Origin of the sequence: Anaerovibrio sp. RM50 (assembly GCF_000622005.1) — a bacterium.
In the GTDB taxonomy this organism is placed as follows: domain Bacteria; phylum Bacillota; class Negativicutes; order Selenomonadales; family Selenomonadaceae; genus Anaerovibrio.
The window spans coordinates 33,495-57,087 of sequence record NZ_KK211383.1 but is presented as its reverse complement, the minus strand read 5'-3'; the positions used below and the strand labels follow the sequence as shown (position 1 = coordinate 57,087).

The window sequence follows — 23,593 nt, the reverse complement described above, 5'->3', positions numbered from 1 at the left end:
GTCGGTATGATTCGCGTAATAATAGCTGATGATTCGTCCTTTATGAGAAAGGTTCTGTCAGACTTATTTACAACGGCTCCTGATTTTGAGGTGGTGGCTACTGCCTCGGACGGAAGTGAAGCGGTAAAATTGGTTTCCAGATTGAAGCCTGATTTGGTTACCATGGATGTAAATATGCCGCTTATGAATGGTTTGCAGGCGTTGGAAATGATAATGGAAGCATGTCCAACACCTGTGATTATGATTAGCAGCCTGACCAAAAAGGATGCTGATGAAACCATTAGGGCTCTACAACTTGGGGCGGTAGATTTTATCACTAAAGCTGGCGGATCAGTATCGCGAATAGACACCATTAAGGATGAAATTCTGGAAAAAAGTCGTAGTGCGGCAACTGCGAAAGTAAAAAAAATTGTAAATAATGAGAATATTCTAGGAAAAAAGCAGGAAGCAGCGAATTTAAAGCGAATAAATATACTTGAAAGAAAAGGTGTAACTACACCTAATCGGGGGATTAATTCCTCCTCAGTCGTTGCAAGCCGCTTGAAACCTGTGTCTCACGTGACTGCAACCTCCAGAACGTCCTCTGTTTTATCCCATCATAGCTCTATTACGGAGAAAATTGCAAAGAGGGATAATCCATACCTAAAAATGCGTCAGGCACATGGAGGTGCTTCTGGAGAACGTAAGCTCATTGCTTTGGGGACTTCCACTGGCGGTCCCAAGGCTTTGCAGTATGTTGTTCCCAAGCTGCCGGCCGATATGCCGTGTGGCATGGTAATAGTACAACATATGCCCGCTGGCTTCACCAAATCATTGGCGGAGCGTTTGGATGACATGTCCCAGGTGAAGGTCAAGGAGGCTGAGGACATGGAGCCAATTTTACCGGGTTGTGTTTACATAGCTCCAGGTGATTATCACATGGAGATCACTGGTAACGGTTCACAAAGAGTAATCTCACTGAATCAGAACCCACCTTTGGCGGCCCATCGCCCGGCAGTAGATATTATGTTTGATTCTGTTGCCCAGTACGGCGGTGATGTGGTGTCCGTCATATTAACCGGTATGGGGTGTGATGGCACCGCTGGAATGAAGAAGATCAAAAAGGCCGGAGGATACGTTATAGCAGAGTCCCAAGAGACCTGTGTAGTGTATGGGATGCCAAAGGCCGTTGTGGATGCTGGTTTGTCTGACGAGGTCCTGCCCGTCCAGAACATAGCAGAAGCAATTATGAACGCAGTTAGAAAATAAGCTAATCAGGGGGAATAGAAATGGAAACAAATCAGTACATGGAAATGTTTTTGGACGAGTCGCGGGAACATTTGCAGTCTCTGAATGATGGCCTGCTGAGTCTGGAAAATGATCCGGAGGATTTGTCCGTCTTAAATGAAATCTTCCGTAATGCTCATACTTTAAAGGGTATGTCCGCCACAATGGGTTATACAAAGACGGCTGAACTGACCCATGACATGGAAAATTTGCTTGATATGCTCCGTAAGGAACAGTTGAAGGTTAGCCCTGAAATTATAGATGTAATCTTCAAGTGTTTGGATACCTTACAAGAAATGGTAGAGAATATCAGCAATGGTGAGTCTGAGGACTTGGTGGATGTATCTGATCTTGTTCGTCAGGTAAATGCTATCGCTAAGGGCGAATCCGCTGATGCTGCCGCCCCTGCCGAGACCGCACCTGCTGAGACAGCTGCTGATACTGGTACCACAGGCGGGGCCATAGAAATCAATGATACCGAGAAAGGTGTAATAGTTGAGGCAAAGAACAGTGGGCTTATCCCATACCATGTTCATGTGGAGATTTCCGAGAACTGTATTTTGAAGTCTGCCCGTTCTTACATGGTGATGAACGCACTGGATGAAATCAGTGATGTTATTAAGTCTGTTCCACCAGCAGAGGATTTGGAGCAGGAGAAATTTGACCATAGCTTTGATGTTATTATTGTCAGTGACGCCGATGCCAAGGCTATTGAGGGGGCAGTCTCTGCCATTTCCGAGATTACCGTGGCAAATGTTACTGAGTTTGACCCTGAAAAAGTGGCAGCTCCTGCTCCAGCTCCAGCGGCAGCCCCAGTAGAGGCCGCTCCGGCAGCAGCTCCTGCACCGGCTCCAGCTGCAAAAGCAGCTCCTGCACCAGCCAAGAAAGCTGATGCTAAGCCAGCGGCAGCAAAGGATGCAAAGAAGGCTCACGTTGGCGGCCAGTCAGTACGTGTGGATATTGAAAAACTGGATACCCTCATGAATCTGGTGGGAGAGCTTGTTACCAATAAGGTTCGCCTTGAGCAGATTGGTATGACCCACAGGCTGACTGATTTGACTGAGACATTGGAACAGATGGACAGAGTTACCACTGACCTCCAGTCCGTTGTTATGAAAGTCCGCATGGTGCCTGTAAGTCAGGTATTTAACAGATTCCCTCGTATGGTTCGTGACCTTACCAAGGAACTGAACAAGGAAATTAATCTTACCATCGAGGGCGAGGACACAGAGCTGGACCGTACCGTTATCGATGAAATCGGCGATCCATTGATGCATTTGCTCCGTAACTCCCTTGATCATGGTGTTGAGCATCCTGATGAGCGTGAAGCAAAGGGCAAGCCTCGTACTGGCGAGGTCGGACTCATTGCCCGCCATGAAGGTAACAACGTGGTTATTATGGTTACTGATGATGGTTCCGGTATTAATGCAGACAAGATTCGTAACAAGGCCGTTGAGAAGGGGATGATTAGCCGCGAAGAGGCAGATGCACTGCCAGATGCAGATGCAGTACGTCTGATTTTCTTGCCAGGCTTCTCCACTGCGGAGGTTATCACCGACGTATCTGGACGAGGCGTAGGTATGGACGTTGTTCGCAGCAAGATTGAATCTTTGGGCGGTAATGTAGACGTTGAGACCAAGATTGATGAAGGTTCTGTATTCAAGATTAAGTTGCCATTGACTCTGGCTATTATCCAGGCAATGCTGGTTAAGGTTCAGAACGAAATGTATGCAATCCCTCTTGGTTCCATCGACAGCACCATCAACATTACTCCAGATGATATAAAAACTGTTCAGAACAAGGAAGTTATTGTTCTTCGTGGCGAGATTATTCCAATCGCACGTTTGGGTGAAGTTCTTAGCGTACCTAAGGGCGAGGAAACCGATGAGGAGGACATCTTTGTGGTTGTTGTACACGTTGGTGACCACAAGATGGGTATTGTGGTTGATAATCTCATCGGTCAGCAGGAAATCGTTATTAAGACACTTGGCAAGCTCCTGTCCGGTCTGAAGATGCTGGCTGGTGCTACTGTTCTGGGTGATGGTCATGTTGCTATGATCCTGGATGTAAGTTCATTGATGTAATCATAGGAGGGGTGAAAAATGGCTAACATAGAAGGACAGGTAGTATCTGACGGCGAGGTTCAGGTAGTTGCTTTTAAGCTTAGAAACGAAGAATATGGATTTAGTATTTTGAATGTTCAGGAAATAAAAGGCCTGACTGATATTACCCGAGTTCCATTTGCTCCTGAATTTATCAAGGGCGTTATAAATCTTCGTGGTAGTGTTTTGCCAGTAATCGATTTGAAGCGTCGTCTCGGTTTGGAGGATACTCCATATACTGCAAATACACGTATCGTTATTGTCCAACTGGATGAAGTTTCTGTAGGAATGCTGGTTGATGCAGTTACAGAGGTTCGAACCATCGATGCAGATGATATTGATTCTACAAGAGCTGTAACCGGTACAGATGCAAATTCAAGATTTATATCTGGTATTGGCAAGGTGGATGGAAGACTGATTATTCAGCTTAACATTAGCGAGATTATTGGTCTTACTGGCGAAGAGTAATTTTCTGGATGGGGTGAAGATATGTCAGATGATGTTGCAAGCTTATCTGCAAACCAGATGGATGCGCTACGTGAGATTGGTAATGTTGGTGCTGGAAACTCAGCTACTGCTTTATCCCAGATTATAAGCAAACGCATCGATATGAATGTACCAAGAGTATCAATCGTGCCTCTTGGTGATGTTCCGGACCTGGTAGGCGGACCTGATGTTATGGTTGTGGGAGTCTTCCTTAGAGTTTATGGCAAGGCTCCTAGTAATATTCTGTTCCTGTTACCAAGGGAAAGTGCTTTCTATCTCGTAGATATGCTCATGGGCAAAAAGCATGGTGACACACAGAAGCTTGACTTTATGGATGAGTCAGCACTTATGGAGATAGGTAATATCCTGTCCGGTGCATACTTAAACGCGTTGTTCAATTTTACAAATATATCCCTGTTGCCATCTATTCCGGCTTTGGCAATGGATATGGCTGGTGCTATTTTAAGTGTAGTTTTGATACAGCTTGGTCAGATGGGTGACCATGCATTAGTTATTGAGACTGAGTTCAAGACCGATGATGAAGGTATCAAGGGACACTTCTTCCTGGTACCAGATCCTGGTTCATTGGAAACTATACTGTCTGCAGTGGGAGTTGAATGATATGCCAGAATTAGTTAAGGTTGGAATGGCTGACGCAAAAGTCGGTACAGCTCCAGCAACATTAATTAGTTATGGACTTGGTTCATGTATTGGCATCTCACTATATGATCCGCAGACTAAGGTCGGCGGCCTCCTTCATATAATGTTGCCGGACAGTACTCAGTCCAGAGCTAACGAAAACAGGGCAAAATTTGCAGATACTGGCATACCTGATATGCTGAATGAGGTACTTAAATTAGGTGCTTCCAAGAGCAGACTGGTTGCCAAAATTGCTGGTGGTGCCCAGATGTTTGCTTTCGCCAACGCCACAGATATAATGCGCGTTGGTCAACGAAATGCTCAGGCGGCCAAGGAAGTTCTTGGCGGTTTGGGAATCCCTATTATCGGTGAAGATACGGGGGGCAGTTACGGTCGCACAGTATCCATCGATTTATCAACTGGTGTTTACAAGGTCAAGACCATTGATAAGGGTGAAAAAGAGATTTAGATGGTGATTGATGTGTTTAAGCTAGGTGCAGCTTCAGTTTGCGGGGCTATAGCAGCATTGACTGCTATAGTCGCAGGACTGTTATCAGATGCCCGGTTGCAGATTGTTCTTGGCCGGGCATTTTGTAGCTTTATAGTGTCCGGAGTAGTTGTCTATATTGCCATTTTTCTGTTTGACCGTTTGGGGTACGCCTCAATTATACGCGATTTTGAGGAAAACTGGAAAAATGGTGAAGCTGATGAAGCAAAGGCAGAGGATGACACTCATGGGGGAAATGAGGAATTAGAGAATTCAGATGTGGAAGAGACCCCACAGGAGGACTTCGTGTCTGCTGAGGATGGGGGATTTACCCCGCTTCAGGCTGACGAGTTGCGTCATGTGGCAACTGATCAGGAAGAGTAAGTTTTTGATGGTTTTTTATAATGGTGGTGAGAGACGTTGCAGCGCACAGAGTTAAGTCCTGAGGATGTAAGACAGCTTTGGATAGAGTATAGTCGTGACAAGGATAACATAGACATCAGGAATCAACTGGTAGAGCATTATCTCCCACTGGTGAACATTATAGCGGGCAGACTGGCCATCAGTCTGCCAAGTCATGTGGATACCGATGACCTGAAGGTCAGCGGCTATTTTGGTTTAATGGATGCAGTTTCCCGATATGATTACAACCGGGGTAATAAATTTGAAACTTATGCTGGTATCAGAATCAGCGGTGCCATGAAGGATGACCTTCGTGCCCGGGATTGGATATCAGTTTCACTGCGCCAGAAAATAAAGAAATACGAAAGTACGATTATAAGTCTGGAGGGAAGTTTAGGCCGCACTCCAACAGATGAAGAGTTGGCAGACGCTTTGGAGGTAACTATGGATCAGCTTCATGCCTTGGAGCAGCAGGTAAGTGCCTCTACAATTATTCCTCTGGGAGAATATATAAAATTTGAAACAGCATCTTCTGCTGTCAATGACCCTACGAAAAGCCTGGAAACAGTTGAAATGAAAGAGACATTGGCCAAGGCTATAGACCAGCTTTCCGAAAAGGAACGTCTGGTGGTATCCCTATATTATCATGAAGAATTGACTATGAAGGAAATTAGCCAAGTATTGCATTTGTCAGAAGCCCGTATTTGCCAGCTGCATACAAAGGCAGTATTTAAATTGAGGGGCTTTTTGGCAAATGAGGCTATAGATCTTTAAAATAAATCAGTTTACAAATGCACGGAAGCATTTGATTGGTTGTCTCTCTGGAGAGGGTGGGATAACCGAGGGAGGGCTGTTTATGGATAATACAAGTTCAGTCTCTAAAGTGGGTAGCCGTGATTCTGGTTATGTATTTGAATTCCGCAATGACGGTGTTTATTTGACCGTATATGATTCTACAGAACCAGGAATTCAGTTTGAATTATCAGATATGCGTCAGATATTAAAGGAATTCAGTGTTGAAGACTATAATCTGGAGCTTTTGGCCAGATTGGTCCGGGAAGCAAATGGTATTCCTACGAAAATATCTGATAAGTTTGTGGTTCCTGATAATTATAAGGAGGGCGGCCATACTGATGTGCAGCTCACTACTCAGGAATTAACTGAAAACAGGGAATATGGTAACGTTTTCGTGGACGTTTCCAAGGACAAGCTGGAGGTAACAGTCCGTTTTGATATCAGGGACAATCAGGCTGTTCCTACTGCAGAAATGATTAAGGAAGCTCTGGCTGTAAAGAACATTGTTTTTGGCATTGATGAGGAAGCTGTTCAGGAGGCGGCCAAGACCGGCCGAATAACAAAGGTTGCCTTTGGTATTCCACCTGAGCATGGCCTTGATGCCCAGATTATAAAAAAATTTGATATGAGCATCACTGGTCGCCCAGTAGCGGATGAATATGACCGGGTGGACTACAAGAATTTAAATATTTTCTTGTTGGCAAAAAAAGGTCAGGTGCTGGCGGAGCGAATTCCTCATACCCAGGGCAAGCCAGGGACCAACGTGCATGGTGCCACCATACGTCAGAAGCCAGGGAAGCCAAAACCAGTCCCTGCGGGCAAGAATACAGTTATCAAGGACGAAAACTTTGTGGTTTCCGAGATTGATGGCCAGATTGTGGATAATGGGAACAAGATAAGCGTTGATCCACATCTGGATGTAAAGGGTGACGTGGGCATGGCCACTGGAAATATCGATTTTGTTGGTGGCGTTACTGTAAATGGCAGTGTTCAGCTTGGATTCCAGTTAAAGGCCACCGGTGATATTGAAATTAAGGGTATGATTAGTGGCGGAGATGTTATTGGACGTAATATTGTCGTTAAGGGCGGCGTTCAGGGCATGAGCCGTGGCACTGTTCGGGCGGAGAATGACTTCCAGGCAACTTTTGTTGAAAATGCGGATATTGAGGCCGGCGGTAATGTCATTATTACTGATGTAGCAATGCACTCCACCATAAGAGCTGGGCATACCCTTGTTGTAGAAGGTAAAAAGGGCCTTGTTAACGGGGGCAATTTGGCTGCCGGAGAGGAAATCAGGGCCACGACTGTGGGCAATGCTTCCAATGTGGTTACCAGACTTACTGTTGGTGTAAATCCGATGCTTCAAAAGCAGTATCAGACTGTATTAAAAGAATATAATGAGGCAAAAAAGCGCCTTGATCAAGTTACCAAGATGATTAACACCCTTGGTAAGCTGGATATAAGTCAGTTGCCACCTGATAAGGCAGAACGCTTTAATGCTCTGATTCGTTCCCAGTTCCCATTGGCTGGTACTGTGGAGCGTAATGAACGCCTATTGAAAGAGCTTGATACTGAGCTTCAGAAGATGAAGCGAGGGAAAATACGTGTTAAGGATACAATGTATCCTGGGTCAAGGCTTAGCATTAATTCCATCATGAAGAACGTTCAGGTGGAGGAGAAATGCTGTACCCAGTACGTGGAGGATGACTTCATAAAAATTGGTGCATATTGATAGTCGAAAGGGGCTGTTTTTATGGATTTTAGCCCAATGAATATAAGAATGACTGTACCGCAGTCTGCCGATGTTGGACAGATTCAGCACAATATGAACCAGCATGGCGCCGTGGTGCATGATTATCAGGCTGTAAAGGACCAACAGGAACAGGAACATCTGCAACAGCAGGTTCGCAGCAAAGAAGAAGCTGAAGGACAGAAGATTAAAGATAATCCTGATGAGGAGCGGGGCAAGGGAGGCTATAGAGGCAAAAAGCGTAAGTTTGCCGCCGCGGAAATCGAGGAGGAGGTCCAGGAGGCTGAGCCGGAAAAAATGGCTGTTGACCAATATAGAGGTCACAATATCGATATAAGTTTTTAATGGGAGAGTTAGATGACCACTGAGATTTTAGGTTTTATAATTATTGTCGGAGCGATTATTGTATTATTGGCTCGCTGGCAGCTCCAAAAGGCAGAGGAGGATCCGGAGGTTATGGAAGCATCAGCCGGAAGACTTCGCTATGAACTGGAGCAGTCAGCAGATGAGATAATTAATCGTATGGCAGGCCATATAGATCATTTGGAAGGGTTGCTCCGGGAGGCTGATTATAAAGCGGAAATGTTGCAGCAGCGAATTAATGAGCTGCAAAAAATGCAGATGGACAGTCCAGTGGATCAGTCGGCGGCAGAGCCTCAGCCAGAAGCAGAGCACAATCTGGAGGTTGAGCCACATTTTGCAGATGAACATCAGCTAATGGATATATCGGAGGATGCTGTTTATGAAGAACATAAACTTGCTGAAACTTTGATTGCTGATGAATCACAGAACGAGGGACAAGATTTTTCTGAATTGTTGGAATCCAATATTCAGGATCCAAATCTGGCAGTGCCTGAAAATGTGGAATATATTGATGATTCTGATGCTCAGGAATACATTGAAAAAACTGATACTGAGGAATATATTGAAGGGTCTGAGGTTGAAGAACATTTGGAGTCTGGAATGGACAGTGGAATTTCTCAGGAAGCTCAGCTGGCACTGGAGGCCTTTCGCGAGGTTTCCAAAAATTTGGAAGCTGCCCAGAATGATATGGGACTTCATATAGATATTAGTTCTGAGCCGGAGGAAATGTCTATGATGGATTCTGGCTATGAAGCTGTTGCAGAAAATGAACCGGTACCAGAATCCGGATATGAAGCTGAACAGGGACAAGTAGCTGAGTCTTTGGAGGACGGGCAGGAGTCCAAGGAAGAGGAAACCTTTATTGAGGATCCGGAAATAGAAGACAAGGACGATGCTACGGAAATAGCCAAAAAGCTTTTAATGGCGGGTTATACCCCAGAGGATGTGGCACGTTTTACTGGGTTGGGCATGAATGCCATAGCTCTCTTGCGGCAAATCCACAAAATCTAAACATGAAATTATGTGAAAATCATATTGACACAATGTTCTAGTTTTCATATAATGAACCATGTTTGGAGTTCATTTGCTTAACTTCAAAGACAAGCAAGATACGCAATTGTATTGCTAAATGTTGAAGTTGCGCAGGATTTTTATCACAGTACGAGGCGCGATGATGAGTCTGACCGAGACGTATAGAAACATACGTCGACCGAAGGCGAGGAGGAGCAACGAAGTAATGGGATAAAAAGACAAGCAAATGGGGGCGTAGCTCAGCTGGGAGAGCACCTGCCTTGCAAGCAGGGGGTCAGGAGTTCGATTCTCCTCGTCTCCACCATATTGCAAAACTAAGCCTCAGGTAAATCTGGGGCTTTTTTTATGAAATTTTAAAAGAGAAGGGGTATAAAAACATGGAAAATATCATGCCAATGGTGGTTGCCGGTATTTTCGCACTGCTATGCGTAATGGGTGTAGTTTATGTAAAAGTGTCAGATCGGGAGTTGCTGCAGGAAAAGGAAGAGGGGATTAAGACCCTGAATGGCGAAATGCAGAAGCGTGACCAGGAAATTGAGGCACTGGAGGAAGAAATTCGGGAGCTGAACAGAAACAAGGAAATTCTGGATTACGTTAAGGTAAAGTATCCTGTTATTGGTGACCTTATTGAAAAGGAGCATCTTGATGAAGGAACAGTGGTAAAGCGTGATGAGGCGTATAACGATTATCAGCACGCCTTGGAAAACTTCAAACCTGCCACTGAATATGAGGCAGAAATTCAGAAGCTGAAGGATGAGCTTTATGTGGAGAAAATGGAGGGAGAGTACCTTACCGTATTCAGGAACATTGTTATCCGCAACAGTGAAAAGCTCACCGATGAGGTCGTGGTAAACAGCAGCTACAATTATGACAAGGCCATAAAGGGTGAGCCTGGGCATGCTGCCGGCTTCGATATAGATATTGATATTCTCAAGGGGGATATTAAGAAATATCAGCACAAGATGGAAGATAAATAAAGGTATACTAAAAGGGACCGCATTAGCGGTCCCTTTTGAAATGTAAACATTGGGTTCAAATAGCAGGTGTTACATATATCAGAAGTGGAAATAGTTCATCATCTTCATGGTGATAGGCTTGGCCTCATCGTTCTTATGCTCAAGGAGATATTTCAGTGAACCGTAGAAAAAGAAGGCGTTTATTGGAATGTAGCGTTTGCGTTTTTTGAAGTTGGCCCAATAAATAAGCTTGTCAAAGATGACAACATAATCTTCCTCAGTGGCATTGTATTTTTTTATAAGCCCCTTCAGGCGAAAGTCATTACAGGCGTATTGATACATCTGGTGAATAACTTCCTCCTTGGAAGTAGTCTGGTAATCATAAAAGCCCAGAATCAGCTCGTTGATAACATTGTCCCGTTTCAAAATGCGTCGCATCACTATAAAGAAAATGACAATGAGTCCAATGAGAAAAGCATATGAAATGATATGTGCAATCATAATTCAGGTTTCTCCTTACGGTATAAATATGAGTTCAGCCAAAGCAGGATAGCCGGCATCAATTACCTTGGCCCTGAACCGTTCAAGACGGCCTACAAGTGGTGCCATATGAAGGCGAATCCAAAATCTTGGCATCACAAGATGCTGGGAGCCGAATATGGCAATGCGGTTCATGGTATATGGATCGTCACCCTGACGGACGTAATCGTTGAATACAGTGAATCCACCTTTGTAGCCAGCTTTTTTTACCTCAGATAGAACCTGTTGATTGTAAAATCCACCAGGGTAGGCAATGTATTCACAGAATTTAAAAGTTTTCCATTCCACTGCCAGCTTGCCTCCCACCAGCTGATTTACCAGCTCACGCTGTTCGAGGGGTGTCAGCTCAAAGTGACTTAGGGTATGGCTGCCCATATAAATATGGTTTTCGCTCATTTCGTAAACCTGATCCCAGGTAAGATAGTTATCAAAGCGGCCCATAAAGTCAGAAACCAGAAAAATGGAAGCCTTCATATTATGTTCCTTTAAGATAGGATAAGCATATTGGTAGTTGTCGGCATATCCATCATCAAAAGTGATGAGAATAGGATTATCGGGGAGGGGCCTGCCGTCCAGCAGAAAACCCTGAAGCTCATCTGGGGAAATGGTGTTGTAGCCATGATTATTCAGATATTGCATTTGGGCTTCAAAATCATCGGTAGGCACAGTCAGTGGACTTTTTTCCGACGGATTAATCTGATGATAATTCAGTACAGGAATACCACCCTTGCTTTCCCTGATACTCCATAGGCATAACATTAAAAATAGACAGAAAACCACATATATAATAGTAGTAATTTTATTTTTTATTTTCAAAATACAGGACGATCCTTTCATATTATCCTACAGCTCAATGGGTGAGCCGTTAAATTTTATTGTAATACCCTGTATATCCGATGTCAATTATTGGTCAGATATTAAATAATTAGCAAGTGGGGAGGTAAGGCAGAAAATACTTGCCACTTCCCAATTACTATGTTTAAATAAAGAATGGACTACAGTTTATTGAAAGGAAGCATTCAAAAGAATGAACAGAAATGATTTATGCTGGTGTGGCAGTGGGCTGAAATACAAGAAATGTCATCTTGATTTTGATGAACGTATTGATTCCTACAAATATGATGTGTTTAAATCCCAGTGCAAGCCACCTCATAATATAATACTTACTCCTGCAGAAATTGAGGGAATCAGAAAAAGTGGAGTGATAAATGATGCCGCCCTTGATCTGGCAGGAAACATGGTGGAACCTGGGCAGAATACTGAGGCTATTGATACAGCGGTAAGGGAATTTATTGAAAAAAATGGTGGCATTCCTGCCTGTTTGAATTATGAAGGGTTCCCAAAGAGTATCTGCATATCCATTAATGAAGTTGTGTGTCATGGTATTCCTTCCAAGAAGACCATTCTGAAGGAAGGGGATATTGTGAATATTGATATTACCACAATTTTGGACGGTTATTATGCTGATGCCTCCCGAATGTTTATCGTGGGCGGCAAGACTACTCCTGAGGCGGAAAAGCTGGTGCGGGTTGCCAAAGAATGCATGGAGCTGGGCATTGAGGCAGTAAAGCCTTGGGGCTGGCTGGGTGACATTGGTGCCGCTGTAAATGCCCATGCCAAAGCAAATGGATACTCAGTAGTTACAGAGTTGGGCGGTCATGGCGTAGGTAAGGATTTCCACGTGGAGCCATTTGTGCCACATGTAGGTCAGCCAGGTACAGGAATGCTTTTGGTGCCTGGAATGGTGTTCACCGTGGAGCCTATGATTAACGCAGGTAAATACAAGGTTACTGTTGACAAGAAGGATGGTTGGACCGTACGCACCAAGGATGGTTCTCTGTCCGCCCAGTGGGAGAAAACTATACTTGTTACTGAAAACGGTATTGAGGTATTATCCAGCTAAAATGTTATAGTTTGTGAAAGTATTTTGTATAAGGAGGAATGGAATTGCGGGGATTACGCGGAGCTACTACTGTAGAGGAAAATACCGCCCAGGCAATTTGGGCTGCAACCCAGGAAGTTGTCAGCGAAATGCTGAAACGAAATGATGTGAAACCAGAGGATATCGGGGCGGCAATCTTCAGTGCCACTGAGGATATTACCGCGGCATTTCCGGCTTCCGGTGCCCGGAAGCTGCCCGGTTTTGATGCAGTTCCTCTTTTCGATGCCCGCCAGATGGATGTGGAGGGGGCCATGGAAAAATGTATCAGGGTACTTTTGCTGGTGGATACTAATCTGAAACAGCGTGAAATTAAACACGTATTTTTAGGCAAGGCAGCCACGCTGCGTCCTGATTTAGCAAATAAGAAATAATTATTTATTGTTTATCTTGCAAGGAGGATTAACTATGAACGAGATTATTGCGACTACAAATGCGCCAGGTGCCATTGGCCCATATTCCCAGGCCGTTAAAACTGCTGGCGGCATGCTGTTTGTTTCCGGACAGATTCCGTTGGTACCTGCCACCGGTGCTGTTGTGGAAGGCGGTATTGTGGAGCAAACAACCCAGGTCCTTGAAAATCTCAAGGCTATTGTAACTGCGGCTGGCTACAGCCTCTCTGATGCGGTAAAGACCACCGTTTATATTACCAATATGGGGGACTTCGGCAAGGTAAATGAAATTTACGGCAAGTATTTCACTGAAAACTGCCCTGCTCGGGTATGTGTTGAGGTGAGCAAGCTGCCTAAGGACGTTTTGGTTGAAATTGATGTAATTGCCTCCAGATAATATATTGAAGTGAGTTTAAGGAGTGAATATCTTTGAGTAATGTAGAGAAAAATAGCGTAAATGCTATACGAATATTGGCTGCTGAAATGATTCAGAAGGCCAAGTCCGGTCATCCTGGCCTGCCAATGGGTTGTGCACCAATTGCCTATGAACTGTGGGGCAAGCATATGAACCATAATGGCAAGAATCCAAAGTGGGCCAATCGTGACAGATTTATTCTCTCTGGTGGTCATGGTTCTGCCATGCTGTATTCCCTGCTTCATCTCTTTGGCTATGGTCTTACTATTGATGACCTGAAGAGTTTCCGTCAGTTGGATTCCCTTACTCCTGGTCATCCTGAATACGCCCATACCGTAGGCGTTGAGGCTACCACCGGTCCTTTGGGTGCCGGTATGGCAATGGCTGTGGGTATGGCGATGGCAGAAGCACATCTTGCTGCTGAGTTTAACAAACCGGGTTATGAAGTGGTGGATCACTATACCTATGTTTTGGGTGGTGACGGCTGTCTCATGGAGGGCATTTCATCTGAGGCCTTCTCGTTGGCTGGTACTTTGGGCCTGAACAAGCTCATTGTTATTTATGACAGCAACCGTATTTCAATTGAGGGCAGTACGGATATTGCTTTTACTGAGGATGTTATGAAACGCATGGAGGCTTTCGGCTTCCAGACCATAGATGTGGCTGACGGTACTGATTGTGCTGCTATTGGTATGGCTATTGAAAAAGCCAAGGCTGATACTGTCAGACCTTCATTTATCCGCGTTCATACTGAAATTGGCTATGGCTGTCCTGCTAAGCAGGGTACCGCCAGTGCCCATGGTGAGCCTTTGGGTGAAGAAAATCTCCAGGCTGCCAAGGAAAATCTCCAGTGGCCGGAGCAAGAGGCATTCAAAGTTCCGGACGAGGTTTATGCTGATTATAAGGAACTGGCATCAAGAGGTGAAAAGGCTGAGGCTGAGTGGAATAAGTTTTTTGCGGCATATTGCGCCAATTTCCCGGAGGAGGCCAAACGTTGGGAGGAATTCCATGCACCAGTTGATGCAGGGGCTCTTCTTAACAACGAAGATTTCTGGGCCAGAAATGATAAGCCGACTGCCAGCCGTGCCCTTTCAGGCAACCTGATTAACAAGCTGAACGGCATTTTGCCAAATATGTTTGGCGGCAGTGCTGATTTGGCTCCTTCCAATAAGACCGAGATGAAGGGGGAGTCCTTCTTTGCCAAGGATAATTATGCAGGCAAGAATATTCATTTCGGCGTCCGTGAGCTGGCAATGAGTGCCATCGCCAATGGTATCACTCTTCATGGCGGTCTCCGCACTTTTGTGGGTACCTTCTTCGTATTCTCCGATTATTTAAAGCCAATGATTCGTTTGGCCTCCATTATGGGGCTGCCTGTTACTTATGTATTGACCCATGACAGCATTGGCGTGGGCGAAGATGGTCCTACCCATGAGCCGATTGAGCAGCTGGCAATGTTGCGCAGTCTGCCAAATATTAATGTATTCCGTCCGGCAGATGATATTGAAACTGCAGCGGCATGGTACAGTGCTATTACCAGCACCAAGACGCCTACTGCCTTGGTTCTGACCCGTCAGAATCTGGTTCCTCTTGCTGGCAGCAGTAAGGAAGCACTTAAAGGTGCCTATGTTGTATCCGAGTCCTCCAAGGAGACTCCTGATGGTATAATTATTGCCACTGGCTCTGAGGTAGCACTGGGTATTGAAGCCCAGGAAATACTCAAGGGTGAGGGCATTGATGTCCGCGTTGTATCCATGCCATGTATGGATATTTTTGAACAGCAGAGTGAGGAATATAAGGAAAGTATTCTTCCTAAGCATGTTCGTGCCCGTGTGGCTGTTGAGGCCGGCAAAGACTTCGGTTGGGGCAAGTACGTGGGCCTGGATGGTGCCACTGTGTGCATGACTTCCTTCGGCGCCTCTGCGCCAGCTGCAAAGCTCTTTGAGAAGTTCGGCTTTAACAAGGAGAAGGTGGCTGAAGCAATGCGTAAGGTTATTGCTGAATTAAAGTAAAAGAGAAATGTATTTGGGCAGGCAATGGCAGCCTATCGCAAGAACTCTTCACGATAGGCGACCATCACCTGCCCCTCTTTATTTTTGGTATGATTATCATAATGTACTCAAAAAAATACAAAAAATTAATAAAATATTTTAGTAAAGCTTTTTGAAAATATGTGCAAAATGAGTTGAAAATAAGTAAAAAATGGGTAAGTGTTGGGTAAGTGTGCCAGAAAAAACAAATACTGTTCACAATACAAGGACAAAAGTACACAATACGTGGTGTGCGTGTAACTTATGATACACCAGACCACGTGTACAATGAAATACTAGAAAAATAAAGTGTTGACATTGGTTTTAGGGGGTGCTAAAATACCTTTGTGCCTAAGGTATGAGGATTTCCAATTATAGGAGTGAAGCGTATGCAGCTGGATGAATTGAAGAGGGCAGAGCATGTTACAGGTATCAAACAGGTAACCAAAGCCATCAACAAGGAACAGGTTGTGTGCGTTTTTCTGGGTGCCAACGCAGAGGGCAGGGTTACAAATCCCTTAAAAATACTCTGTGAGGATAAAGAGATCCCAGTGGAAGCAGCATATACCATGGAGGAGCTGGGCAGGGCCTGCTCCATCGGGGTGAAGGCTGCTGCAGTGGCGGTTCTCAAACAGGGCCATTGTTAAAAATTTCATATCACTTGCCATAGGCGGCGATGTGGGATTTGAATAAATACTAAATACTCAATTTGAAGGAAGGAGGTGCATGTATGCCTACAATTAATCAGTTAGTTCGCAAGAGCAGACAGAGCATGCAGGATAAATCTACAGCACCGGCATTAAAGAATTGCCCACAGAAACGTGGCGTTTGCACAAGAGTTTACACTACAACTCCTAAGAAACCAAACTCCGCATTGCGTAAGGTTGCCCGTGTTCGTTTGACAAATAGCATTGAAGTAACCGCATACATCCCAGGCATTGGCCATAATCTGCAGGAACATAGCGTTGTTTTGATCAGAGGCGGACGTGTTAAGGACTTACCAGGTGTACGTTATCACATCGTTCGTGGTTCCTTGGATACCGCAGGTGTTCAGGATCGTGCTCAGGGTAGATCCAAGTACGGTGCTAAGCGCGCTAAGGCTAAGAAAGCATAAGATCTGCTAAAAAACAATTCTAAAGACTGAAGATTATGGAAGGAGGCAAAAACAGATGCCAAGAAAAGGTTCAGTACCTAAGCGTGACGTATTACCGGATCCAGTGTATCATTCCAAGATCGTCACCAAGTTCATCAACAAGGTAATGCTTTCTGGTAAGAAGGGCGTTGCTGAAAGAGTAGTATACGATGCATTCGAAATTATTCGTTCCAAGACCGGCCAGGATCCACTGGAGGTTTTTGAGACTGCATTAAAGAATGTTATGCCAGTTCTGGAGGTTCGTGCCCGCCGTGTTGGTGGTGCCAACTACCAGGTTCCAGTTGAGGTTCGTCCTGACCGTCGCATGACCCTCGGTATCCGTTGGACTGTTAACTACGCAAGACTGCGTGGCGAGAAGACCATGGATGAGAGACTTGCCGGTGAGCTGATGGATGCAGCCAACAACACTGGCGCAGCAATCAAGAAGAAGGAAGATACCCACAAGATGGCAGAGGCCAACAAGGCTTTCGCACATTATCGTTGGTAATCTTCTTATAGTAGTTAAGTTTTAAGGAGCGATATACAAGTGGCAAGAGAGTATAGTCTCGAAAAGACTCGTAATATCGGTATCATGGCTCACATAGATGCCGGTAAGACAACCACTACTGAGCGTATCCTCTTCTATACAGGTGTCAACCACAAGATTGGTGAGGTTCATGAAGGCGCTGCTACCATGGACTGGATGGAGCAGGAGCAGGAGCGTGGTATTACCATTACTTCCGCTGCTACCACTTGCCATTGGAAGGAACATCGTATCAATATTATTGATACTCCGGGCCACGTTGACTTTACTGTAGAGGTAGAGCGTTCTCTGAGAGTATTGGACGGTGCCGTTGCAGTTCTCACTGCCCGCGGCGGCGTTGAGCCTCAGACTGAGACCGTATGGCGTCAGGCTGAGAAATACAGCGTACCACGTATGGCTTATGTAAATAAGATGGATATTACTGGTGCGGATTTCTATAACGTAATCAACATGATGAAGGAGCGTCTCCAGGCCAATGCAGTTGCTATCCAGCTGCCAATCGGTGCTGAGGATGACTTCCAGGGCATCATTGACCTGATTAAGATGGAAGCTATCATTTACGAGGATGACCTCGGCAAGGTAGCTGACGAAGTTGAAATTCCTGCTGATATGAAAGATAAGGCAGATGAGTATCATGAGATTCTCATGGAAGCTCTTTCCGACTTCGATGATGAGTTTGCAATGAAGTACCTTGAGGGTGAGGAAATTTCCGAGGAGGAAATCAAGTCCGTTATCCGTAAGGCTACCATTGCTTGTAAGATGTGCCCTGTAACCTGCGGTACTTCTTACCGCAACAAGGGTGTACAGCCTATGCTGGACGCTGTTGTTGACTACATGCCTGCTCCTACTGATATCGCAGCCATCAAGGGTGTTAACCCTGAGACTGGTGAGGAGGATTCCCGTCCTTCCAGCGATAACGAGCCATTTGCTGCATTGGCATTCAAGATCATGGCTGACCCATTCGTTGGTAAGCTGGCATTCTTCAGAGTTTACTCCGGTACCCTTTCCTCCGGCTCTTATGTGTTTAACTCCACTAAGGGCAAGAAGGAGCGTATCGGCCGTATCCTCCAGATGCACGCAAATAACCGTAAGGAACTGGAGATTGTATACAGCGGTGATATCGCTGCTGCAGTAGGTCTCAAGGACACCACTACTGGTGACACCCTCTGCGATGAGAATGCACCAATCATTCTGGAGTCCATGGAGTTCCCAGATCCTGTTATTTCTGTAGCAGTTGAGCCTAAGACCAAGAACGACCAGGAGAAGATGGGTATTGCCCTTCAGAAGCTGGCAGAGGAGGATCCAACCTTCCGCGTTCGCACTGACGAAGAGACTGGTCAGGTTATTATCTCCGGTATGGGTGAGCTTCACCTGGAGATTATTGTTGACCGTATGCTCCGTGAGTTCAAGGTTGACTGTGTAGTAGGTAACCCTCAGGTTGCTTATAGAGAGACCATCCGTAAGGAAGTTGACTGCGAGGGTAAGTTCGTTCGTCAGTCCGGTGGTCATGGCCAGTATGGTCACTGCAAACTCCAGCTCATTCCTCAGGAGCCAGGTGCTGGCTTCAGCTTTGAGAACAAGGTTGTTGGTGGTGCGATTCCTAAGGAATTCATCAACCCAATCGAGGCTGGTATTAAGCAGGCTATGGAAGCCGGCGTACTCGCTGGTTACCCAGTTGTTGATGTTAAGGCTATCGTTTATGATGGATCTTACCATGAGGTTGACTCCTCTGAGGCTGCGTTCAAGGTTGCCGGTTCCATGGCATTCAAGAACGGTGCTCTCAAGGCTGATCCAGTAATTCTCGAGCCTTATGTTAAGGTTGAGGTTATCGTACCAGAAGAGTACATGGGCGATGTAATCGGTGACCTGAACTCCCGTCGTGGTCGTATCGATGGCATGGAAGCACGTAATGGTGCCCAGGTTATCAACGGTTTCGTACCACTTTCCGGTATGTTCGGTTACTCCACTGATTTGCGTTCCAAGACTCAGGGCCGCGGTAACTACTCAATGGAAGTTTCTCACTACGAGGAAGTTCCTAAAAATATCGCAGATGGCATTATTGCCAAGAATAAAGGCGAATAATAAGGAGGAAATAATCCAAAATGGCAAAGGAAACATTTGAAAGAACAAAACCACATGTTAACATTGGTACTATCGGTCACGTTGACCATGGTAAGACCACTCTGACTGCTGCTATCACCAAGGTTCTCTCTGAGAAGGGTATGGCTAAGTTCGAGGACTATGCTAACATCGATAAGGCTCCAGAGGAGAGAGAGCGCGGTATTACCATTAACACCGCTCACGTAGAGTATGAGACTGAGGCTCGTCACTATGCACACGTTGACTGCCCAGGCCATGCTGACTATGTAAAGAACATGATCACTGGTGCTGCTCAGATGGATGGTGCTATCCTGGTAGTATCCGCAGCTGATGGTCCTATGCCTCAGACTCGTGAGCACATCCTGCTTGCTCGTCAGGTAGGCGTACCTGCAATGGTAGTATTCCTTAACAAGGTTGACCAGGTTGACGATCCTGAGCTCCTCGAGCTCGTTGAGATGGAAGTTCGTGAGCTGCTCTCCAGCTACGAGTTCCCTGGCGATGATATTCCAGTAGTTGCTGGTTCCGCTCTGAAGGCTCTCGAGGGTGATGAAGAGCAGAAGGCTAACATCCTCAAGCTGATGGAAGAGGTTGATGCTTACATCCCAACTCCTACCCGTGATACCGATAAGCCTTTCCTGATGCCAGTAGAGGACGTATTCACCATCACTGGTCGTGGTACTGTAGCAACCGGCCGTGTTGAGCGTGGTGAGCTGAACCTCAACGACACTGTTGAGATCGTAGGTATTGCTGAAGAGACTCGTTCCACTGTTGTAACTGGTATCGAGATGTTCCGCAAGCTGCTCCCTAGCGCACAGGCTGGTGATAACATCGGTGCTCTGCTCCGTGGTGTTGACCGTAAGGACATTCAGCGTGGTCAGGTACTTGCTAAGCCAGGTTCCATCAACCCACACACTAAGTTCAAGGGTCAGGTTTACGTACTGACCAAGGAAGAGGGCGGCCGTCACACTGCTTTCACTTCCAACTATCGTCCACAGTTCTACTTCAGAACTACTGACGTTACCGGTGTTGTAACCCTCCCTGAGGATGTACCAATGGTAATGCCTGGCGATAACGTAGAGATGTCCGTAGAGCTCATCACCCCAATCGCTATCGAGGCTGGTCTCCGCTTCGCTATCCGCGAGGGTGGCCACACTGTAGGTGCTGGTCGAGTAACTGAGATCGACGCTTAATCAATAAGCAGTTAGTCTTAGTAACTAAATAGATTCATTTAAAATCCTTATATAGTAAGGGCGGCCCTTGGGTCGCCCTTATAATAAGGTTTATGGTACTCTCCATATTGACATTTTCAGTATGGTATATATAATAAGAAGCGGTGTGCTTCTAAGTACCCCCAATGCGATGACGTGGTAGATGGCTTGCAACGCTGCGGGCGTTAGTAAGGGAACTACTACGGAGAAATGTTTGGGCCTGGAGCCCGGACGAGAAGGAGGAAAATAAATTGTCTAAGCAGCAGAAAATCAGAATTCGTTTGAAGGCTTATGATCACAAGGCATTGGATCAGAGTGCAGTTAAGATTGTTGAAACTGCAAAGAGAACCGGTGCACAGGTATCTGGCCCTATTCCGCTCCCTACTGAGAAGCAGGTTTACACAATTCTGCGTTCTCCACACGTTAATAAGGATTCCCGCGAGCAGTTCGAAATGAGAACTCACAAGCGTCTTATTGATGTTCTGGAGCCAACCCCTAAGACAGTTGACGCTTTAACCCGTCTTGAACTGCCTGCAGGTGTTGATATCGAGCTCAAATTATAATTAGGAGGTGGAATAATTGGCTAAAGCAATTTTAGGTAGAAAGCTGGGCATGACTCAGATCTTCACTGAAGAGGGTCAGGTTGTTCCAGTTACAGTTGTTGAGTCTGGCAACAATGTTGTTGTGCAGAACAAGACTGTTGAAAATGATGGTTATAATGCAGTACAGCTTGGCTTCGGCGTAGTCAAGGAAAACAAGGTAAACAAGCCTATGAAGGGTCATTTCGCAAAGGCTGGTGTTACTCCTGTTAAGTACATCCGCGAGATGCGTTTGACTGATGCTTCTGAATATAACACTGGTGATGTAATCGGTGTTGATATATTTTCCGCCGGAGAATTAGTTGACGTTACTGGTACTTCCAAGGGCAAGGGCTTTGCTGGTGGTATCAAGCGTCATAATTTTGCTCGTGGACCAATGGGACATGGTTCCAAGTCTCATCGTGAGCCTGGTTCTACAGGTGCGATGATCAGTGGTCACGGTGGTCGTGTTCTTAAGGGCAAGAAGCTGCCAGGTCAGATGGGCGGCAACAAGGTTACCGTACAGCGTCTCTCCATTGTAAGAGTTGATGCAGATCGTAACCTGCTCCTTATCAAGGGCGCAATTCCTGGTCCTAAGAAGGGTCTCGTAATTGTAAAGGCAACCGTTAAACCGGGTAAAAACTAATTCGGAAGGAGGATAAGTAATAATGCCTATAGTAGCAATTTACGACATCGCTAACAAGAAGGTTGGCGATCTCGAATTAAATGAAAATATTTTTGGCGTAGAGATGAACGCAGGTCTGGTACATCAGGCTGTAGTTATGCAGCTTGCTTCCCAGCGTCTTGGCAATCATGCTACCAAGACCCGCAGCATGGTTCGCGGCGGTGGCCGTAAGCCTTGGAAGCAGAAGGGTACTGGCCGTGCACGCAGTGGTTCCACCCGTTCCCCAATTTGGGTAGGTGGCGGTACCGTATTCGGTCCATCCCCACGTTCCTACGCATTCAGCATGCCTCGTAAGCAGCGTCGCCTTGCTATCATGTGCGCTCTGTCTGACAAGGTTGCTAATGGTGAAATCGTAGTTCTCGACAGCATTAACTTCGACGCTCCTAAGACCAAGGAAGTTGTTAAGATGCTGGAGAGCTTCAGTGTAGATAACAAGGCTCTCATCGTTACTGCAGACTATGCAGAGAACGTTGACAAGTCTTCCCGTAATATCCCAGGTGTTAAGACCATTAACACTATCGGCCTGAATGTATTTGACATCCTGAACGCTGACAAGCTGTTCATCACTAAGGATGCCATCGCTCGTATTGAGGAGGTATACGCATAATGGAAGCACGTGATATTATCATTCGCCCTCTCATTACTGAAAAGAGCACTACTCTCATGGCTGAGGGCAAATATGTATTTGAGGTAGCAAAGGCTGCCAACAAGATTGAAATTGCCAAGGCAGTTTCTACCATCTTCAACGTAAAGGTTGCTGGTGTAAATACCATCAACGTTGAAGGTAAGAAAAAGCGTATGGGTCGCTTCGTTGGAAAGCGTCGTGACTTTAAGAAAGCTATTGTTAAACTTGCAGCTGGCGAAACCATCGAGTTCTTCGAAGCGTAAGATAAGGGAAAAGGAGGTTAATTAAGTGGCAGTAAAGAGTTTTAAACCATATTCTGCAGGCAGAAGATTCATGACTGTAGCATCTTTTGATGAAATCACTACTGATAAGCCTGAGAAGTCCCTCGTTGAGCGTCTGAAGAAGCACGGTGGCCGTAATCAGCAGGGTAGATTGACCGTTCGTCATCAGGGCGGCGGCCATAAGCGTTTATATCGTATTATCGATTTCAAGCGTACCAAGGATGGTATTCCAGCTAAGGTTGCTACCATCGAGTACGATCCAAACCGCAGTGCCCGTATTGCACTTTTAAATTATGTAGACGGTGAGAAGCGTTACATTATCGCTCCTAACGGTCTTAAGGTTGGAGACGTGGTTGAGTCCGGTCCTGATGCCGACATCAAGCCAGGTAACTGTCTCCCATTAAAGAACATTCCAGTAGGTACCGAGGTTCACAATGTTGAACTGAAGATTGGCAAGGGTGCTCAGCTGGTTCGTTCCGCTGGTGCTTCTGCACAGCTCATGGCAATTGAGGGTGACTATGCAACCCTTCGTATGCCATCCGGTGAAATGCGCAAGGTACATGTTAACTGCCGTGCAACTATCGGTGTAGTTGGCAATGCCGAGCATATGAACATCACTATTGGTAAGGCTGGCCGTAACCGCTGGTTGGGTATCCGCCCAGAGAACCGCGGTGTAGCTATGAACCCTAATGACCATCCACATGGTGGTGGTGAGGGTCGTTCCCCAGTTGGCCGCAAGCATCCTGTTACTAAATGGGGTAAGTGCGCTATGGGTGCCAAGACCCGCCGTAAGAAGGCTTCTGATAAGTTAATCGTTAAAGGCCGTACCAAATAAGAGATAATCAC

General features: G+C 45.7%; 27 protein-coding genes and 1 tRNA gene. 26 read left to right on the top strand and 2 right to left on the bottom strand.

What is annotated here, in order from left to right; all coding sequences use genetic code 11:
- Positions 1 to 6: 6 nt before the first annotated feature.
- From T525_RS0111595 to T525_RS0111540, 12 genes are all read left to right on the top strand, one after another.
- Positions 7 to 1,248: a chemotaxis response regulator protein-glutamate methylesterase gene (locus T525_RS0111595; protein ID WP_027407312.1), complete on the top strand. Its 1,242-nt coding sequence runs from the start codon at positions 7 to 9 to the stop codon at positions 1,246 to 1,248.
- Positions 1,249 to 1,268: 20 nt separating this feature from the next.
- Positions 1,269 to 3,350, top strand: coding sequence for a chemotaxis protein CheA (locus T525_RS0111590; RefSeq protein ID WP_027407311.1), 2,082 nt, complete (start codon positions 1,269 to 1,271; stop codon positions 3,348 to 3,350).
- A gap of 18 nt (positions 3,351 to 3,368) precedes the next feature.
- Positions 3,369 to 3,836 carry a chemotaxis protein CheW gene (locus T525_RS0111585; protein ID WP_027407310.1) on the top strand — a complete coding sequence of 156 codons (468 nt, stop codon included), beginning with the start codon at positions 3,369 to 3,371 and terminating at the stop codon, positions 3,834 to 3,836.
- 21 nt (positions 3,837 to 3,857) lie between these two features.
- Positions 3,858 to 4,475 carry a chemotaxis protein CheC gene (locus tag T525_RS0111580; protein ID WP_027407309.1) on the top strand — a complete coding sequence of 206 codons (618 nt, stop codon included), beginning with the start codon at positions 3,858 to 3,860 and terminating at the stop codon, positions 4,473 to 4,475.
- Between the two features lies 1 nt (position 4,476).
- Complete coding sequence (locus T525_RS0111575) at positions 4,477 to 4,962, top strand: chemotaxis protein CheD (RefSeq protein WP_027407308.1); 486 nt, start codon at positions 4,477 to 4,479, stop codon at positions 4,960 to 4,962.
- A 12-nt stretch (positions 4,963 to 4,974) separates the two neighbouring features.
- The gene (locus T525_RS0111570; RefSeq protein ID WP_198022692.1) at positions 4,975 to 5,364 is read left to right on the top strand and encodes a hypothetical protein; all 390 of its coding nucleotides are present in this window, start codon (positions 4,975 to 4,977) and stop codon (positions 5,362 to 5,364) included.
- Between the two features lie 36 nt (positions 5,365 to 5,400).
- Positions 5,401 to 6,156 carry a FliA/WhiG family RNA polymerase sigma factor gene (locus T525_RS0111565; RefSeq protein WP_027407306.1) on the top strand — a complete coding sequence of 252 codons (756 nt, stop codon included), beginning with the start codon at positions 5,401 to 5,403 and terminating at the stop codon, positions 6,154 to 6,156.
- 82 nt (positions 6,157 to 6,238) lie between these two features.
- The gene (locus T525_RS0111560; RefSeq protein WP_027407305.1) at positions 6,239 to 7,909 is read left to right on the top strand and encodes a DUF342 domain-containing protein; all 1,671 of its coding nucleotides are present in this window, start codon (positions 6,239 to 6,241) and stop codon (positions 7,907 to 7,909) included.
- 21 nt (positions 7,910 to 7,930) lie between these two features.
- The gene (locus T525_RS0111555; RefSeq protein ID WP_027407304.1) at positions 7,931 to 8,272 is read left to right on the top strand and encodes a hypothetical protein; all 342 of its coding nucleotides are present in this window, start codon (positions 7,931 to 7,933) and stop codon (positions 8,270 to 8,272) included.
- Between the two features lie 12 nt (positions 8,273 to 8,284).
- Positions 8,285 to 9,301, top strand: a complete 1,017-nt coding sequence (locus T525_RS15715) for a hypothetical protein (protein WP_027407303.1) — start codon at positions 8,285 to 8,287, stop codon at positions 9,299 to 9,301.
- A gap of 249 nt (positions 9,302 to 9,550) precedes the next feature.
- Positions 9,551 to 9,626, top strand: a tRNA-Ala gene (locus T525_RS0111545).
- Between the two features lie 73 nt (positions 9,627 to 9,699).
- A complete protein-coding gene (locus T525_RS0111540; RefSeq protein WP_027407302.1) occupies positions 9,700 to 10,299 on the top strand; it encodes a hypothetical protein in 600 nt (199 codons plus the stop codon).
- Between the two features lie 78 nt (positions 10,300 to 10,377).
- Here T525_RS0111540 and T525_RS0111535 read toward each other — a convergent pair whose 3' ends face one another.
- Entirely contained in the window at positions 10,378 to 10,779 is a 402-nt protein-coding gene (locus T525_RS0111535; protein ID WP_027407301.1) for a hypothetical protein, read from the bottom strand.
- 15 nt (positions 10,780 to 10,794) lie between these two features.
- The gene (locus tag T525_RS0111530) at positions 10,795 to 11,577 is read right to left on the bottom strand and encodes a polysaccharide deacetylase family protein (RefSeq protein WP_198022691.1); all 783 of its coding nucleotides are present in this window, start codon (positions 11,575 to 11,577) and stop codon (positions 10,795 to 10,797) included.
- Positions 11,578 to 11,845: 268 nt separating this feature from the next.
- On the opposite strand from T525_RS0111530, the gene map reads away from it, so the two are divergent.
- From map to rplB, 14 genes are all read left to right on the top strand, one after another.
- Entirely contained in the window at positions 11,846 to 12,721 is an 876-nt protein-coding gene (gene map / locus T525_RS0111525; protein ID WP_027407299.1) for a type I methionyl aminopeptidase, read from the top strand.
- Between the two features lie 44 nt (positions 12,722 to 12,765).
- Positions 12,766 to 13,131, top strand: coding sequence for a chorismate mutase (aroH, locus tag T525_RS0111520; RefSeq protein ID WP_027407298.1), 366 nt, complete (start codon positions 12,766 to 12,768; stop codon positions 13,129 to 13,131).
- 34 nt (positions 13,132 to 13,165) lie between these two features.
- Entirely contained in the window at positions 13,166 to 13,546 is a 381-nt protein-coding gene (locus T525_RS0111515; RefSeq protein WP_027407297.1) for a RidA family protein, read from the top strand.
- Positions 13,547 to 13,578: 32 nt separating this feature from the next.
- Positions 13,579 to 15,576 (top strand): transketolase, encoded by a 1,998-nt coding sequence (tkt, locus tag T525_RS0111510; RefSeq protein WP_027407296.1) that lies wholly within the window; start codon positions 13,579 to 13,581, stop codon positions 15,574 to 15,576.
- Between the two features lie 407 nt (positions 15,577 to 15,983).
- Entirely contained in the window at positions 15,984 to 16,241 is a 258-nt protein-coding gene (locus tag T525_RS0111505; RefSeq protein ID WP_027407295.1) for a ribosomal L7Ae/L30e/S12e/Gadd45 family protein, read from the top strand.
- An 83-nt stretch (positions 16,242 to 16,324) separates the two neighbouring features.
- Positions 16,325 to 16,708, top strand: coding sequence for a 30S ribosomal protein S12 (gene rpsL / locus T525_RS0111500; RefSeq protein ID WP_027397544.1), 384 nt, complete (start codon positions 16,325 to 16,327; stop codon positions 16,706 to 16,708).
- 55 nt (positions 16,709 to 16,763) lie between these two features.
- Positions 16,764 to 17,234 carry a 30S ribosomal protein S7 gene (gene rpsG, locus T525_RS0111495; RefSeq protein WP_027397545.1) on the top strand — a complete coding sequence of 157 codons (471 nt, stop codon included), beginning with the start codon at positions 16,764 to 16,766 and terminating at the stop codon, positions 17,232 to 17,234.
- Positions 17,235 to 17,273: 39 nt separating this feature from the next.
- A complete protein-coding gene (fusA, locus tag T525_RS0111490) occupies positions 17,274 to 19,352 on the top strand; it encodes an elongation factor G (protein WP_027407294.1) in 2,079 nt (692 codons plus the stop codon).
- Positions 19,353 to 19,372: 20 nt separating this feature from the next.
- Positions 19,373 to 20,560: an elongation factor Tu gene (gene tuf / locus T525_RS0111485; protein WP_027407293.1), complete on the top strand. Its 1,188-nt coding sequence runs from the start codon at positions 19,373 to 19,375 to the stop codon at positions 20,558 to 20,560.
- A gap of 269 nt (positions 20,561 to 20,829) precedes the next feature.
- Positions 20,830 to 21,141, top strand: a complete 312-nt coding sequence (gene rpsJ / locus T525_RS0111480) for a 30S ribosomal protein S10 (protein ID WP_027397548.1) — start codon at positions 20,830 to 20,832, stop codon at positions 21,139 to 21,141.
- A 16-nt stretch (positions 21,142 to 21,157) separates the two neighbouring features.
- Positions 21,158 to 21,802 carry a 50S ribosomal protein L3 gene (gene rplC, locus T525_RS0111475; RefSeq protein ID WP_027407292.1) on the top strand — a complete coding sequence of 215 codons (645 nt, stop codon included), beginning with the start codon at positions 21,158 to 21,160 and terminating at the stop codon, positions 21,800 to 21,802.
- A gap of 22 nt (positions 21,803 to 21,824) precedes the next feature.
- Complete coding sequence (gene rplD / locus T525_RS0111470; protein WP_027407291.1) at positions 21,825 to 22,448, top strand: 50S ribosomal protein L4; 624 nt, start codon at positions 21,825 to 21,827, stop codon at positions 22,446 to 22,448.
- Entirely contained in the window at positions 22,448 to 22,729 is a 282-nt protein-coding gene (gene rplW, locus T525_RS0111465; protein ID WP_027407290.1) for a 50S ribosomal protein L23, read from the top strand. The genes rplD and rplW overlap by 1 nt, the downstream gene beginning before the upstream one ends.
- A 25-nt stretch (positions 22,730 to 22,754) precedes the next feature.
- Positions 22,755 to 23,582, top strand: a complete 828-nt coding sequence (rplB, locus tag T525_RS0111460; RefSeq protein ID WP_027407289.1) for a 50S ribosomal protein L2 — start codon at positions 22,755 to 22,757, stop codon at positions 23,580 to 23,582.
- The last annotated feature ends 11 nt before the right edge of the window (positions 23,583 to 23,593 follow it).

Coding starts and splice junctions, on each gene's coding strand:
- T525_RS0111540 (WP_027407302.1), top strand. CDS start 9,700: ATGGAAAATATCATGCCAATGGTGGTTGCCGGTATTTTCGCACTGCTA.
- map (WP_027407299.1), top strand. CDS start 11,846: ATGAACAGAAATGATTTATGCTGGTGTGGCAGTGGGCTGAAATACAAG.
- rplD (WP_027407291.1), top strand. CDS start 21,825: ATGCCTATAGTAGCAATTTACGACATCGCTAACAAGAAGGTTGGCGAT.
- T525_RS15715 (WP_027407303.1), top strand. CDS start 8,285: ATGACCACTGAGATTTTAGGTTTTATAATTATTGTCGGAGCGATTATT.
- T525_RS0111580 (WP_027407309.1), top strand. CDS start 3,858: ATGTCAGATGATGTTGCAAGCTTATCTGCAAACCAGATGGATGCGCTA.
- rpsG (WP_027397545.1), top strand. CDS start 16,764: ATGCCAAGAAAAGGTTCAGTACCTAAGCGTGACGTATTACCGGATCCA.
- T525_RS0111585 (WP_027407310.1), top strand. CDS start 3,369: ATGGCTAACATAGAAGGACAGGTAGTATCTGACGGCGAGGTTCAGGTA.
- T525_RS0111535 (WP_027407301.1), bottom strand. CDS start 10,779: ATGATTGCACATATCATTTCATATGCTTTTCTCATTGGACTCATTGTC.
- tuf (WP_027407293.1), top strand. CDS start 19,373: ATGGCAAAGGAAACATTTGAAAGAACAAAACCACATGTTAACATTGGT.
- rplW (WP_027407290.1), top strand. CDS start 22,448: ATGGAAGCACGTGATATTATCATTCGCCCTCTCATTACTGAAAAGAGC.
- T525_RS0111530 (WP_198022691.1), bottom strand. CDS start 11,577: ATGTTATGCCTATGGAGTATCAGGGAAAGCAAGGGTGGTATTCCTGTA.
- T525_RS0111505 (WP_027407295.1), top strand. CDS start 15,984: ATGCAGCTGGATGAATTGAAGAGGGCAGAGCATGTTACAGGTATCAAA.
- T525_RS0111575 (WP_027407308.1), top strand. CDS start 4,477: ATGCCAGAATTAGTTAAGGTTGGAATGGCTGACGCAAAAGTCGGTACA.
- T525_RS0111590 (WP_027407311.1), top strand. CDS start 1,269: ATGGAAACAAATCAGTACATGGAAATGTTTTTGGACGAGTCGCGGGAA.
- T525_RS0111560 (WP_027407305.1), top strand. CDS start 6,239: ATGGATAATACAAGTTCAGTCTCTAAAGTGGGTAGCCGTGATTCTGGT.
- T525_RS0111595 (WP_027407312.1), top strand. CDS start 7: ATGATTCGCGTAATAATAGCTGATGATTCGTCCTTTATGAGAAAGGTT.
- rpsL (WP_027397544.1), top strand. CDS start 16,325: ATGCCTACAATTAATCAGTTAGTTCGCAAGAGCAGACAGAGCATGCAG.
- T525_RS0111555 (WP_027407304.1), top strand. CDS start 7,931: ATGGATTTTAGCCCAATGAATATAAGAATGACTGTACCGCAGTCTGCC.
- T525_RS0111515 (WP_027407297.1), top strand. CDS start 13,166: ATGAACGAGATTATTGCGACTACAAATGCGCCAGGTGCCATTGGCCCA.